The following is a 15,235-nucleotide window of genomic DNA, read 5'->3' on the forward strand; positions in this document are numbered from 1 at the left end:
ATTTATTTTTTAAATTCGGCAATGTACTCTAACGGAAAAGACATTTATGGGTCCTTGTCTATCTGCATTATAACCAGGATTTACTATAAATTGATAAGTACCTGTTAAATACATCTGATTTTTGACTAACTCAGCGGAATAATAAGTTTCTACAATGTGCTCTGGAGTATAATTTAAATAACCATCTCCTAACATAAATCCTTTTCCTCCTGATTTAAGATAATTTTGATGAGGTTTTGATAATCCATTAACTAAATAGGCGAAACCTAAAACATCACTTTTTCTATTCCAACGGTTCCCATTTAAAACACCTCCTAAACTAAAACTTCTGTCTATTTCAGTAAATGCCCATGTTTCATATTTTCCATCGTTCCAACTAAAACGAGCAAAAACACCTAAATCATCAGCTAGTTCTTGTTCTGCATTTAAACCAAATCCATATTTTGTTCCTCCATATGTTCTTACATTTTTTGTATCTGGACTGATAGGATTTAAAAGGATACTTTTTTGATAATCTCCCATATAAGTTGCATTAAAAAAGTAAGGGCTCTAATGGCTCCTGGCCTTTTATTAAAGTTAAATTTATAGGTATATTCTAAATTATGAGAAGAAGATTTAGGGTAATTCCAATTCATATCATTACCATTTGCTGCCAGAGGTAATAAAGCTGTTCCATAACGCAACTCATGTTTAGGCGTTATGTATTCTAAAACAACTGCCGGTGTATACCCACGTGTATTAGCTGCATAATCCCAAGCTCCATTGGCCATTAAACCCCAATTCATAAACTGGGTACGTGCATCATGGCTATAGCGATTATCATCAAAAAAATCAGCAAGACTGACTTTTCCAATGGTAAATGCAAAATAGTTATTGGGTACATATTCATCTAATTGATTAAAATCACTGTGATTATGAAAATAATTTTGAATATCTTTCTTATGTTCTCCTCTATTTAGATCGAATATTTGTTTAAAAAACATTCTTGCTACATAGATTTTGGGTTCTGGATTACCTATCCTAAATGTTTCTCCATTTGTAGCACCTCCTAAACCTAAGGCTTCGCTAAGTCCTGACCCTCCTGCTATTTCAGGATTAAGATAAATACTTGCTCCTTTCCATAATTTTGCTCCTAAATATAATGTTCCTGTAATAGAAGTTTTACTTTCATTCTCTAAAGTCAAACTATTATCCCCAGAATAAGGTGCTTTATACCCTGCTTTCGTTTGATTTATTACCGTAGTTTGTGCGTGAATAGTAAATCCTTTTCGGTGATTGATGGTATCATTAACTTGTGCAAAACCTTGTAATGCAAATAGGATTACTGTTATATAAATTATTTTTTTCATTAGTCGTTTAAAGCGTCGTAAATTAATAATTGGTTATTAGTGATAACCTTTTCTCCTTCATTCAGTCCAGCAGAAATAAATGTTACATTCCCTACTTGTCTAAAAACTTCTACCTGACGTGTTTCAATATTAGAACGGGATTTAAAGATCATTACAAAGTTTTTACTTTTATCAAATATAACGGCATTCGAAGGGACTGCTAACATATAATCATTTTCTTTATAAGACAATACGATATTAGCGCGCATTTCTGGTTTTAATAAAAATTTTGGATTATCTAGTACTATTTGAGCACTCATCGCTTTTGTTTCTGGATTAATTATGTTAAAAATTTTATCAACCTTTCCATAAAATTTTTTATCAGGATAACTCAAGGTTGTTACTTCTGCGTTTTCACCAACTTTAACTAATTCAATATCACTTTCATTAATATTTGCAATTGCCCATACTTTATTAATTTGAGCTATATCAAAAATATTATCTGTTTTATCATCACGTAAAAGCGTGTTTTCATTAATAGATTTTTGAGTAATAAATCCTGCAATAGGAGCGCGAACTTCAAAAATTGATCCCGCATGCACTTGATAAATTGTATTCGTTTCTTGACTTCTTTTTAATTGAGCTAAGGCTTTATTGTAAGCACTCTTAGCTTCTAAAACATCACGCTCAGTATTTAATTTACCTTCGTACATTTCTTGAGCCGCTTTTAAATTACTTTTTGCTACAACTACTTCATTTTTTGCATCATCATAATCTTTTTGAAATCCTGCAACTGAGGTACTCTTAATTGTTGCTAATAATTGTCCTTTTTGAACATAATCTCCTAATTGAACATATACTTTTGTCACATTTCCTCCTACTACTGGATATACTTCTATAAATTTGTTATTATCCGCTGTAATTTTTCCAAAAAATTGAATTTCATTTTTCAATTGTTCTTTTTAATCACCTTTGTTTGAGTAGTCTGAAGCATTTTATCAGTTAAAACAATACCTGTTTCTTTTTGTTCCTTTTTAGCTTCCTCTTTACAAGACACAAACATAATTGCAAATAAAACAGTTGCAACTAATAGATTATCTTTCAATATTTTTCTCATTTCAAAAATTAATTAATGTTTAAATATTTCAACATTGGTAATATAATTAAGGTCTAATCCTGACATAATCCATTGTTTTTTAATCTCATTTTGCTGTATAACGGCTTGATTATAGCTTTCCAAAAAGTCTGTAAACTCAAGAAGGTTTATATTTCTCTTTTGAAAATTAGACAATATTCCTTCATATACTTTTTCTAGATCTGATGTCATATTATTTGTAATTCCACTATATTGCTGCAATTGCTGTTGCCAAACTAAATAAGCGGTTGCTAAATTAGTTTCTAATTCCTGCCTTTTAAGTTCTAAATTATTTTTACTCTGTTCTAGCTGTGCTTTAGCAAGGGCAATGTTTCCTTTGTTTTGTTTCCATAATGGCAGAGGGACTGCAAAGGTAAGATTTATTTGATTTTTAAAAGCTCCTCCTGATTGATCGTATGCTCCTCCAAGCGTTACATCTGGTGTATTAAGTGACTGTTGCCATTTCAAATAAAGTGCTTGACTTTCACTCATTTTTTTAGTCCATAAATATTCAGGGTTATGTTCTAATAGCTTAGCTTTCATATCATCTTTTGTAAGCAATGTACTTGTATAATTAGCTAAAAGTTCTTTTTCGTTTAAAACAGGATCTATAACCTCTGGAATACCTGTAATAAATGAAAGATTTTGTTGACTAATAATAATATCTTTAGCTATTACGTTTTTTTCATTTCTAAGACTTAATAATAATGTCTGAAGTCTTACCACGTCTTTTAGAGCTATGTTGCCTTTTTGAGCTTGTGTATTGTAAACGTCTAACAAAAATTCTAATTTCTCTATTTGAGAAACAAGAACTTTAATTTTTTGATTATCAAAATAAATACTACAAAAATTTTGTGCTAATTGATGTTTTAAACTTAAGAGTACCTGCTGAAATTGTATTTCAGCTAATTCTGCATTAGATTTAGCAAAGGCTACTTCATTTCGTTTTTTACCTCCCATGTAAATTAATTGCTGGATTGCAAATGCTTTTTGCCCCGCTGCTCCTGCATCAAAAATTTTTCTTTTTCTGGATTATAAAAATTTAATTCACCTGAAACTATGGGCTGCTGCCATATTTTTGCTTGTATAATTTGTGCCTTAGAAGCGTCAATATTATACTGTTGAGCAATTAATTGTAAATTATTTTTTTTCAATGCTAATTCACAATCTTCTAATCTGAGTGCTTTTTGTGAATAAATAGGACTGAAAACAACACACAAAAAAAACCTCTTAATATTTTATTTAACATTTTTTATTTTTTTTGTAAAATATAAGTCTTTTATTTTATCGCAATAAATAACTTAAAAATCTTTTATTTATTGTACCAATCAAAATTTGTTAAATAGGAAATTCTAACCGTTGGATTATTTTCTTGAATTGTATTTCCTAAATTCCAATTGTTTTGATGAATATAATTTAATTGTATTTGATGATGTGAATTTAGATTATAACCAAATCCTGCAATTATTCTATTTTGTTGAAATAGTGTTTTAGCGTCTTTTACTCCTATATTTATAAAAGCCTCATCTCCAACATTTAAGAACAGCTTAGACTTCCCATTATCATCTTTAACTAATGGATAATTTATTACAAACATATAACGCAAACGATTTCTATAGTCATAATGATCAATTTCATAATTCCCATCTGTATTTTTTATAGGAATCCCTACTAAACGATATTCATCACGTAACCGATTTGTAAATTTAAAATCACCACTATTTAAAACATAAGTTCCTTGTATCCAGATATGATCTTCAGGTGTATCTGTTTTATTTATAGGAGTTTCACCATACACATAAGTATTATAATGTGAATAACCAATACTTCCTATAAAGTTTTTATGAAAATGATAATCAATTGAAGGACGAATAAAATATTGCTGTTTTTCATCAAATCCATTAGCATAACGCATGGTTGCTTCTAAAGTAAAAGATATTTTTTTATTTAACATATTTTTACCCATATAATGAAACCAAATATCCTTGTTATGATTTATTGTTTGAGCTTGGGTAGCTGTTCCTATGGTTATAAATAGGAGTACTAGTAGTACCCCTATTTTTTTTAAATTAAACTTCATTGTGTCTTTTTATATGCTTTATGAAAATAAGATTTTATGAAATCATTTGCTAATTTGTGTTGCTAATTTATGACTTGACAAGGGCTTATGATTTTCTAAACCTTTAATAATTACTGTACTATTATCATGCGCTTCGTAATCATGTTTAAAATGTTCTAAACTTTCCATAACGGAATGGTCTACCAATTTTGTTCCTTTTAAATCAATGGTGATATTAAAGCCTGTAGGAATTTCTTCTAATTTTCTTTTAATCCCAAGGAAATTAGTAAAAACAGCTGCTTTACTTATCTTAACATAATAATCATTCCCTTCAAAAGAAACTTCTGTTGGAGCTTTAAAGAATGAAGATATAGGCGTACCGTTTATAGCATGTATAATCATTTTTAATAACATACCAGCCCCTATTCCTATCAATAAATCAGTAGCAAGAGTAAATACAATAGTCGTTAAGAAAATAGCTAATTGTTCTTTTCCTATTTCGAAAGTATGAATAAACTCTTTTGGATGCGCTAATTTATATCCTACCCCTATTAACATTGCTGCTAAAGCTGGTTTAGGAATCAAATCACTAAACTTAACGGCTAAAAGTAAGAAAATTAAAATAAAAAATCCATGAAAAAAGTTAGCCCAACGGGTCTTACCTCCGTTATTTACATTCGCCGAAGAACGGGCAACCTCAGAGATCATAGGTAACCCTCCTAAAACGCCTGCTACTATATTACCTAAACCAACTGCAATTAAATCTTTATTATAATCTGATTTTCGTTTAAAAGGATCCATCATATCAATAGCTTTTACAGTTAGTAAAGCTTCTAAACTACCTACTAAAGCAAACATAATAACGTATTTTACAAAGATTCCTATCTGTGATAAACCACCAAAACTTACATTTATTGCTAAAGTATCTAATAAACCTTTCCCAAAATGTACCAAATATTTGGGAGTTCCTTTATCATCTAGTATATTTTGTAAACCAAGTGCAAATGAAAGAGGTATTGCTACTACTAACACCACTAAAGCTGCGGGTATTTTTTTAACTAATGGATGCTTAATCATAGGCCATCCAAAAACAATTACTAAACTTACTAAACCTACAAGCATTGCTGTTACATTAGGGTTCATTAAAGTATGTGGAATAGCACTTAATAATTCTAGTGGTTCTACCATAGGTTTTCTTTCTTCTGTTAATGGATTTTGACCTAGTAAAACGTGTATTTGTTTACTCATAATTATTAATCCAATAGCAGCTAACATACCATGTACAGCAGACAAAGGAAAGAAATCACTTAATTTTCCAAATTTTAAAACTCCAAATACTACTTGTAATACACCTGCTACTACAATTGCTCCTAATGCGTATTTCCAACCTTGTTCTCCACCACCAAACTCAGCTACAGCACCTGCTACAATGACTATTAATCCTGCAGCTGGTCCTTTAATTGTTAATTTTGACCCTGCAACTAAAGACACTAACACACCTCCAACCATAGCAGTCACAAGACCATATATAGGTTGAAAATCAGATACTTGAGCAATCCCCATACTTAATGGTAACGCTAACAGAAACACTAAGAATCCTGATAATGCATCAGAAGAAAAATTTTCTTTTAATCCAGCTAATCCATCAGCTGGAATATTTAATTTATTTTTGCTCATACTATATTTTTTTATTTCTAAGAAGATTTATACGGTAATTCATGATAGGTTTTTATGTGAGGTCCTAAAAACAAACGAGTATAAATACGAATACCCGCAATTCCAGACACTACGAAGCTACTAGCTATAAAAAAAGCTAGTACAACCTGATCACTTTCTATATGACTAAACAAAAGGTCTTCACCTATAAAAGTTGTTGTAATAGGGAATCCTGTTACACCAAGAGCTGCAACTAAAAAGAAGAATGCAAATTTAGGATGTTCATATACATGTCCTAAATATTGATTTAATGATGTTTCATTTTCTATTTTATTTAACTTCAGAAGTGCTATATAGCCTAAAACTCCAGCAATTATAATTCCTGTGAGATATAAAGAAACTTCATATAAATCAACTTTTTCATTAAATAAAATGGCCAAAACAATCCAAAAATGATTAAATATTATCAAAACCCAAGCTACAAAAGGGCTTTTTCGTTCTGAAAATGATTTAAAAACAGATATTAAACCAATAAAAGCAAAAAATTCAGGTAGTCTATGATTTATTTGATCAGATAATCTCGATTGACTATTTAATAATAATATACCTCCTATATAAACTGGCACAAAAAGAATAAATGTTCTTTTAAGATTTAAGAAATTTAAAAGTTTACCTATAGACTTAAGAGGTTTCCATAAAAAGAAGTTTACTATTTTTTCTAGGTTAAACTCCTTTACACTTAATATATAAAGCGCATATTCTAATCGTTTTGGCAAAGAGTCTTCAAATGTATGCTCTACTGGTTCATAATGGTAAAATTGCTCTCTTATTAAATAACTTACAACTGAAGGGGAAACTAAAAGCTGATATGTTCTTAAAAAAGCATTACCTGCAAAATGTAATAGAGCTAAATTATCAAAACCAAGTGCTATTTCTATAAAAATCAATCCTATTTGAGAAATAGAACTATATGCGATCTGACTTTTAACAGAAGATTGTACGCGAGCCATAAAAGTTGCTACCAAACTAGTCAATACTCCCATTACAACAATAGCAATTCGCAATGAAGTTTGATGCTCCCAAAAAGGATGTGTGCGTAACATTAAGAATACACCTAAATGTACAGATAAAGATCCATAAAAAATTGCACTTGATGGTGTAGGTCCTTCCATTGCACGAGGTAACCAAGAGGAAAAAGGAACCTGAGCTGATTTAACAGCGGCTGCACATACTAAACATAAGCCAATAAAAACACCAATAAACGAATGCGTTTGAAGATGTTCACTTACTAACTCATAATTGTGCATCTTCATAAAGGTAATATTCTCATGGAATAAATGATGACTTGCCCACATAGCTAACAATAAACCAACATCTCCAATACGATAAATAGAAAATACCTTAAACGCATTCTTTACAGGCAAATAACGTTCTCTATAAAATGCAATCAATAAAAAAGATGAAATCCCGATAATTTCCCATCCTATAAATAAAGTTTCAAAATTTCCTGATAAAACAGCTAAATTATACCCAAAAAGAAAAATAAAACAGTCATAAAAAAACGTTTATATCCTTTTTCTCTGTGCAAATAATAACGACTGTAAGTAGTAACCATAGAAATTAAAAGGGCACCTACAAACAAGTAAACTGCTGTTACTTTGTCAAAAAGAAATCTATAAAAAACTCATAATGATTTGTTTTCACCAAGCTAACCTCAAAAAGATTGAAAGGTTTTGCTCCTTTTAGTCCCCAATAAAATAAAAATATAGTTAACGCTAATAATTGAATTAAAACTGTACTTAAAGCAGTCCGAGATAACCACGATTCTTTTTTTCAGGTAACCAAAAACTAATAAAAAAACCAGCAAAAGGAATTAACACAAATGCTATTAAAATTTCATTCCACATATCCTTAGCTTTTATTTAATGATACCCACTTTCAAATTATCCATACTAGTTTGTGTGTATTGAAGTATATTATCAATATTTCCTAGTGTTACTTCTATTGGTTTATACAACTCAAAGTTTCCTTTAACAAATCGAAAAAGTTGTTTAGTTTCTGGATGAAATACAACTAGATTAACCCATTCGTTATAAAACCATTCATAAGTTGCTGGATTTTTAGTAATAGCATACTGAACTACTTCTGGAAAATGTTCAACTATTACTAATAATCGAACAGGATCGTGTACTTCTATCATTTGATTAGGTAATCCAGGACGTAAATCTCCATCAATACCGTTAGCAACTCCTATTAACCCCATGACATTATGAGGTAGTTTAGAACCAGCTCCTAATTTGTGATTATCTACTCTAGAAAAATAATACTCTAGATTAATACCACCTCCTACTGGTGCTACTGCATTTAATATACCAGCCAAATAATCGCCCTTAGGGTCTACTTGATAATCAAATGAATTAAGAAAAGAACGTCTATCTAAGAACAATTGTTCAGAGACTGTTCTCCTCCCTACTATACACATAGCATTAGTAGCATGATTTAATTCCGGACGTGGTTCAAACAAAGAAACAGAACGGAGTTTAACAGACTCATGTACTTTCTTTAAGTCATCCGATTTAGTAATAATTTCAAAACGACGAGAACGTTCTACCGCATTTTTATCTAAAGCTCTTTCAAAGGTTTTCTTATTTTTAGTGTGGATTAATAAATTCGTTTCCGTCAATATTTTCTCATCATAAAACTCAATTTCGTCACGAGTTGTATCATGCAATGCTGGTAAGAACTGAGTTGTATTTGGAATATTTATACCCTTTTTTAACAAAAGAGCTCTTACTTCTGGATGGTTAGCGGCAAAACATAATACTTTAGCATTTACAGAACTAGGTCTTCCACTACAAGCACCACAATCATAACCTGCAAAATGTGTATTATTTACACTAGTAGCTCCATGCCCTACTACATAAACTATAGGGGCAAAATCTTTTACAAGCCCTATAGATCTAAACAATCCTTCTACACGAGTAGTCATTTCTTCTACTGTAAAGCCTACTTGTAATCCATCTTGTTGTAAACCATTTTCATTTTCAATCACTAATTGTGATTTTTTATTCAAGTGTTTAAAAGAAGCCGAAGTTGCAGGCGTTATTGCAGGTTTAAAAATATTTAAGAATAATTTAAAAGCTGATGCAAAGCCTAATGACTGGCTAATTAACCAACCAAACAATAAGGAATGAGTATGTTTATGATAATGAAGATCCGTAGCATGTTTTTTCTTTCTTGGTAATTCTTTTACCAAATATTTTGGTGTTACTGGAGCAGGGCAAAGTTTTGTAAAAAATTTACCTTCTATAGGCTGATAAAAAAACTCAAAATTAAAAAATGCTGCTGTACCAAAAGTTTGCGCATTAGAATCTTCTTCTTCTATATATCGTCTAAGCGAGCACTCTCTATCATCCATACAAAACATTGCCTGAAAACTAGTTTGCTCCTTACGCATCATTTCTGCATTGGTTTGTTGTATTCCTAATAGCGCTTGATTATAAAAGCTCCATTCAAAAGCCTCTTGCCATATAGATAATACTTCAAAATATTCTGAATATTCTGGAACAGAAAAAATATTTTCGGGTACTTCATGTAAATTATGAGCAATGGGTTTCCAATTTTCACCGAATTTTTGATCTAAAACATCTATTTCTAATAACAGTTCAAACTTAATCAGTTCTTGTAATGTAATAGTTTTTTTAGCTAATAATGAAACGGGATTCTGCTCTAATGTTGCAACCATTCCACTCCATCCTGGATGTGAAAACTGTTGATCAAATAAGTAGTGTGTATAATAGGCTTCATTACCTACAACAATATGTAATAATTCTTCTATGCTCACCTCTTTTTGCAATAATGCTTTTGCTCTTGGTGTCTTAAAGAATCCTGTAATTCCATTTTTATCTAACTCTCTTATAGAGGCTAAAAAACCTTTATCATGAACTGGAAAAGACCAAACTGAAATTCCTTGATCTAAATAACTACACAATACTCTAAATAAGATACCATGCGTTGCTTTATCCAAATTCATAGCATAGTGCTGTTTCCATAAAGAACGAACACGACCTATTTTAGAAGACAAAGATTCATCATATATCTCGTTTAATACTTTGTGTTGCCATAATTGATAAGAATATTCTAGCTTGCGTTCGTACAATACTTTATCTAAAATTGCTTTAGGTATTTCACCATTAGCATATTTCGCTCTGAATTCTGCCAATGACAAATAGGTTTTATATCCAAATACTACGGAAGCTTGATGCAAAGCATCGAAAAAGATTGTTTTTGAAACGCATGCAAAGTATTATGATGCACAAAGTCTTTTAACGGATTTTGTGCAGGCAAATAATGCGATAACTCGTGAAGTACATCATGCTCCACGAATTGCTGATTCGTTAAATTCATTTTGGGGAAATATTTAATTAATACCTCATTTTTGATGTAAATACATCATTTAGGGAATTAATTAAACTAGATCATACTTCCAATTACAGTAGAGTATGTAAAGAGGCTGGTTATAGATAAGTCTTAAACTCTTATAACCAATTATGTTTAAAGATTTTTTAAATAAAAGTAATTGAAGGGCAAAAACAAAATCTTTAGACGAAATAAACTCTTCTATACTATCATCTTCAAGATCAAGTTCTGCTAATTCTTCATCTTCATCATCTAGATTTTGATTAATAGAGAGGATCTTAGATTTAGCTGGACTCTCCTTTTCTATTTTTACTGGAATTTTTGAAAAACTCTCTACATTACAGTAACTTTTTCCAGAAATCGAAAACAACAATAAAATGGCTAAGAGAAATGAAAAACATCCTCTTTTTTCAAAAGCTATTTTATTATTTAACAATTTAAACATCCGATTTCGTTAGCTTAATTTTATAGCAAACAAACTTATGCAATTTTTTATTCAATATGTGCTTTCTTTTTAAATATTTTCCATAAAACAGGAAATGTAGTAAAGGCTACGATTGCTATTACTATAATTTCTATGTAATGTTTTAAATCAATCCCAAAGCTTTGTAAAAACAAAGCGTGAAGATAATGGCCTGCAAAAATCATGGAAAAAGCCCATAAAAAAGACCCTACTATATTATAAAACATAAATTTCTTTTTATCCATTTGAACGATTCCAGCTACTACAGGTGCAAATGTTCTAACAATTGGCAAGAAACGGGCAAATACAATTGCACGATTACCATATTTATCAAAAAAATCTTTCGCTTGATATAAATATTTTTTCTTAAAAAGAATGTATCTTTTTGATTGTATAAATAATTTCCACTTTTAGCACCAAACCAATAGCCTGCCATGTTCCCTATAACTCCCATAAGTCCAACTAAGAAAGCAAAAACAGTAACATTCATAAAATCATTTCCTAAAGAAATTTGACTCATCAATGTTTCGCTATAAATTCCTGCAAGGAAAAGTAAGCTATCACCTGGTAAAAAGAAACCCGCTAATAATCCTGTTTCCGCAAAAACAATAAATAAAACTACAATTAATCCTATTTTAATTCCACCAAACTCCAATAAAATATAGAATTCAGGATTTAATAATTGCAACCAATTGAAATCTTTCATAAAACTTTAAACCTTTAAAAGGGCGAAGGTACTATTTTTAGTACAATCACCCTTATTTTATTCATTAAATTAATCATAAAATGATTAAACATCTAATTGATACATTTCATGTAAATCAGAATTAGAAGAAAAGTTAACTTGCAAATCAGTTACATATCCTGAATTTAAACCATATACCCAACCATGTAAATATAACTCCTGTCCATTTTTCCAGGCTGTTTGTACAATTGAAGTTTTGGCTAAATTTAGAACTTGTTCCTTAACATTTAGTTCTACAAATTTATTAAACCGCTCTTCTTCATTTTCTATAGAGTTAAGTTTTTCTTTGTTAAAACGATAAATATCTTTAATATGTCTAATCCAGTTATCTATGACACCAAAAGAACTATTTCCCATAGCTGCTTTTACTCCTCCACATCCATAATGACCACAGACAATCACATGACGTACTTTTAATACATTAACCGCATAATCTAATACGCTCAACATATTCATATCTGTATGTACTACCATATTAGCTATATTACGATGAACAAAAACTTCTCCTGCTTTTGTACCTGTAATTTCATTAGCAGGCACTCGACTATCCGAACACCCTATCCACAATAAAGGCGGATTTTGTCCTTGGGCTAAGTCTTTAAAGAAATTAGGGTCTTGATTTAATTTTGTATCTACCCATTTTTTATTATTATCTAGTAAACTTTTATAAAAATCACTCATTTTCTTATTTAATTAATTCTTTTAGATTAAAATTAACCTCTAAATCTGATTTGATAAAAATGCAGTCTTTATAAAATTCTACCAAACCAGTTTCTATATTATACATTGCTCCTACAATTCCTATTTCTCCATTTTCAACCATCTGTTTTAAAATATAACTCTTTTGTAGAATGGATTTCACCGTTCTCTTTACATTAATCTGCGCTACATTTTCAACAAATTCACTATTCTTAGAAGTTCTATTTTCTTTTGTTGTTTGTTCTTCATAAACAGCTGGCTGTAATTTAGAGAGTAATTCAGTTAAATTTCCCATTTCCACATGATCACAAGCTCCTTTTACAGCCCCGCATTTACTATGGCCTAGAACCACTATTAGTTTAGAACCTGCTATTTTACAAGCAAACTCCATACTTCCTAAAATATCAGTATTAACAACATTTCCTGCAATTCTCACAGAAAAAACATCACCTAAACCTTGATCAAAAATTAACTCGGCAGAAGTACGACTATCTATACAACTTAAAATAGTTGCAAAGGGCCATTGTCCGTCCCGTGTATCATTAACCTGTTCTAATAAATTTCTATGAAGTTTTAAATTATTTACAAATCGTTCATTTCCTTCTTTTAATATTTCTAATGCTTTATTAGGACTTATTTGAGCTTGTATTTCTTTATTTAGAGTTCTCATTACTATTTAATGCTATGTTTCACATAAATATGCTTATCTTCTTCTCCTGTATTTTCTAGTTCATATCCTTCTTTAAAACCAACTAGCTTTACTTGAATGTTTTCTTCTTTAGCTCTGATATTTTTAAACTCTTTAATCAAATCTAATACATCATGTGCTATATAAACAGTATCAGAAGCATTAATAACTACAGAAGAATTTTCAGGAATGGAAGCAAGAGAAACTTTAATAGCTGCTTTGTTTAAAAAGGAAACTTCTTGTGCTAAATCAATATGAATAAGATCTCCTTCAGTATAATTTTCTCTTCTAAAATTATATGCTCGTTGCATATTCCCTTTTAAAATAAAAATGATGCTTATAACTAAACCTAATGCAACTCCTTTTAATAAATCTGTAAATACAACACAAATCATAGTCGCAATAAAAGGTATGAATTGATATTTCCCTCTTTCATAAAAATGTTTAATGACTTTAGGATTTGCTAACTTGTACCCTACTAGGAGTAACACAGCAGCTAATGTTGCCAATGGAATCATATTCAAAATAGAGGGAATTAGAATAGCACAAACAATTAATAAAACACCGTGAAAAATAGCAGCCATTTTAGTTTGAGCTCCTGCATCAGCATTAGCCGTTGTACGGACTACTACAGAAGTCATAGGTAATCCTCCTAAAAGCGCACTAACAAGATTGCCAATTCCTTGTGCCTTTAACTCATTATTAGTATCTGTATAGCGTTTATGCTTATCCATCCGATCAGCCGCTTCTATACACAATAAGGTTTCTATAGAAGCTACAACGGCAATTGTAACACCTACCATCCAAACTTTTTGATTAGTAAATTGTGAGAAATCAGGTAATATAAAACTATCTTTAAACTCTCCAAATGACTTAGGCACAGGTAATTTTACCAAATGACCATCTAGAACGGCTAAGGGAGATTCTGATATTACAAAAATATAATTCAATATAATCCCTACTAATACAGCTACTAAAGCGGGAGGAAGTAATTTTAATTTTTTTAAAAAAGAGATCTTGGGCCACAAAATCAAAATAAGCAACGAAATAACGGCTATTAGAGTAGCTCCTAAATGTATGTTTCCTATAACAGAAAACAATTCTGAAAAAGTATTTTCCCCATCAGGCTGTAAAAAAGCGAGATCTCCCTCGTAATCTTTATCATAACCAAAAGCGTGAGGCAATTGTTTTAAAAAAATAATAACACCTATACCTCCTAACATCCCTTCAATTACATTATTAGGAAAGTAATTAGAAATGGCTCCTGCTTTTAAGAATCCTAAAATTATTTGAATAAGACCTGCAATAAAAACCGCTAATAAAAAAACATTAAAACCTCCTAAATCTGTTTTTGCAGTTAGGATAATTGCTGTAAGTCCAGCAGCGGGGCCAGAAACAGACAAATGTGAATTACTTAAATACCCTACTACTATCCCACCTACTACTCCTGAAATAATACCTGCAAAAAGAGGCGCTCCAGAAGCTAATGCAATACCTAAACACAAAGGTAATGCAACTAAAAAAACCACAAGTCCTGCTGGCAAATCAGAACCAAGGTTTCCAAAAATATTTACTTTTTTTGTCATCCTAATTTAATTTAAATCCATAAAAATATGAGCACAAAAGCACTCATCATCAAAATGATTTAAACTAATTTTGGAGGTGTATAGTGAAGTAATAAATGAGCTAAATAATCTTTTAACAAATAAATAGAATTGTTTGTTCTCTCCTTTTTAGTAAGAATTACTAACTCATTTGTAAGGGAAACAAAAAGAAATTCCATTTTAACTTCTTTTGTTTCTTTTGAATCTTCATTGTCTTCTTCAAGCAATAACCAAGAGACTTTACTCTCTTTTTCATTCTCTATCAAAATTATAATACTTGGCAGAAATTGAAAAGAAAGAAAAGAAAACAACAATATGCTTGTTAAAAACTTCATTAGACGAAGTTAACATTTTAATATCTGAGAACAAATAATGATAAAGTTTTTTAACAAAAAATATAGAACCTTTTATGTATAACACATCTTCTTACTATATAATT

General features: G+C 30.5%; 15 protein-coding genes and 2 pseudogenes. All 17 read right to left on the reverse strand.

What is annotated here, in order from left to right:
- Positions 1 to 9: 9 nt before the first annotated feature.
- The gene (locus JJC03_RS17165; protein ID WP_258932083.1) at positions 10 to 522 is read right to left on the reverse strand and encodes a carbohydrate porin; all 513 of its coding nucleotides are present in this window, start codon (positions 520 to 522) and stop codon (positions 10 to 12) included.
- Entirely contained in the window at positions 492 to 1,349 is an 858-nt protein-coding gene (locus tag JJC03_RS17170) for a carbohydrate porin (RefSeq protein WP_258932084.1), read from the reverse strand. Before JJC03_RS17170 ends, JJC03_RS17165 begins: the two co-directional genes overlap by 31 nt.
- The gene (locus JJC03_RS01680; RefSeq protein ID WP_258932085.1) at positions 1,349 to 2,281 is read right to left on the reverse strand and encodes an efflux RND transporter periplasmic adaptor subunit; all 933 of its coding nucleotides are present in this window, start codon (positions 2,279 to 2,281) and stop codon (positions 1,349 to 1,351) included. The genes JJC03_RS17170 and JJC03_RS01680 overlap by 1 nt, the downstream gene beginning before the upstream one ends.
- Positions 2,278 to 2,445, reverse strand: coding sequence for a hypothetical protein (locus tag JJC03_RS17175; RefSeq protein ID WP_258932086.1), 168 nt, complete (start codon positions 2,443 to 2,445; stop codon positions 2,278 to 2,280). Before JJC03_RS17175 ends, JJC03_RS01680 begins: the two co-directional genes overlap by 4 nt.
- Positions 2,446 to 2,457: 12 nt before the next feature.
- A complete protein-coding gene (locus tag JJC03_RS01685) occupies positions 2,458 to 3,423 on the reverse strand; it encodes a TolC family protein (RefSeq protein WP_235873869.1) in 966 nt (321 codons plus the stop codon).
- Positions 3,424 to 3,428: 5 nt separating this feature from the next.
- Positions 3,429 to 3,617, reverse strand: coding sequence for a hypothetical protein (locus JJC03_RS01690; RefSeq protein ID WP_235873870.1), 189 nt, complete (start codon positions 3,615 to 3,617; stop codon positions 3,429 to 3,431).
- A gap of 158 nt (positions 3,618 to 3,775) precedes the next feature.
- The gene (locus tag JJC03_RS01695) at positions 3,776 to 4,543 is read right to left on the reverse strand and encodes a DUF2490 domain-containing protein (RefSeq protein WP_088444478.1); all 768 of its coding nucleotides are present in this window, start codon (positions 4,541 to 4,543) and stop codon (positions 3,776 to 3,778) included.
- Positions 4,544 to 4,585: 42 nt separating this feature from the next.
- Positions 4,586 to 6,199 (reverse strand): SulP family inorganic anion transporter, encoded by a 1,614-nt coding sequence (locus JJC03_RS01700; RefSeq protein WP_235873871.1) that lies wholly within the window; start codon positions 6,197 to 6,199, stop codon positions 4,586 to 4,588.
- Between the two features lie 17 nt (positions 6,200 to 6,216).
- The gene (locus JJC03_RS01705) at positions 6,217 to 7,629 is read right to left on the reverse strand and encodes a proton-conducting transporter transmembrane domain-containing protein (protein ID WP_258932087.1); all 1,413 of its coding nucleotides are present in this window, start codon (positions 7,627 to 7,629) and stop codon (positions 6,217 to 6,219) included.
- 68 nt (positions 7,630 to 7,697) lie between these two features.
- Positions 7,698 to 7,820 carry a hypothetical protein gene (locus JJC03_RS17180; RefSeq protein ID WP_258932088.1) on the reverse strand — a complete coding sequence of 41 codons (123 nt, stop codon included), beginning with the start codon at positions 7,818 to 7,820 and terminating at the stop codon, positions 7,698 to 7,700.
- Positions 7,821 to 8,096: 276 nt separating this feature from the next.
- Positions 8,097 to 10,585 (reverse strand): annotated as a pseudogene (locus JJC03_RS01710) (YbcC family protein).
- 61 nt (positions 10,586 to 10,646) lie between these two features.
- Complete coding sequence (locus JJC03_RS01715) at positions 10,647 to 11,033, reverse strand: hypothetical protein (RefSeq protein WP_235873872.1); 387 nt, start codon at positions 11,031 to 11,033, stop codon at positions 10,647 to 10,649.
- A gap of 56 nt (positions 11,034 to 11,089) precedes the next feature.
- Positions 11,090 to 11,766: pseudogene (locus JJC03_RS01720) on the reverse strand (DedA family protein).
- A gap of 84 nt (positions 11,767 to 11,850) precedes the next feature.
- Positions 11,851 to 12,486 (reverse strand): carbonate dehydratase, encoded by a 636-nt coding sequence (can, locus tag JJC03_RS01725; protein WP_088398294.1) that lies wholly within the window; start codon positions 12,484 to 12,486, stop codon positions 11,851 to 11,853.
- A 4-nt stretch (positions 12,487 to 12,490) separates the two neighbouring features.
- Positions 12,491 to 13,174, reverse strand: coding sequence for a carbonic anhydrase family protein (locus JJC03_RS01730; RefSeq protein ID WP_088398293.1), 684 nt, complete (start codon positions 13,172 to 13,174; stop codon positions 12,491 to 12,493).
- Between the two features lie 2 nt (positions 13,175 to 13,176).
- Positions 13,177 to 14,778: a SulP family inorganic anion transporter gene (locus JJC03_RS01735; protein ID WP_088398292.1), complete on the reverse strand. Its 1,602-nt coding sequence runs from the start codon at positions 14,776 to 14,778 to the stop codon at positions 13,177 to 13,179.
- Between the two features lie 59 nt (positions 14,779 to 14,837).
- Positions 14,838 to 15,062 (reverse strand): hypothetical protein, encoded by a 225-nt coding sequence (locus JJC03_RS01740; RefSeq protein WP_088398291.1) that lies wholly within the window; start codon positions 15,060 to 15,062, stop codon positions 14,838 to 14,840.
- Positions 15,063 to 15,235 lie beyond the last annotated feature (173 nt).

This window comes from Flavobacterium oreochromis (genome assembly GCF_019565455.1).
In the GTDB taxonomy this organism is placed as follows: Bacteria; Bacteroidota; Bacteroidia; order Flavobacteriales; family Flavobacteriaceae; genus Flavobacterium; species Flavobacterium oreochromis.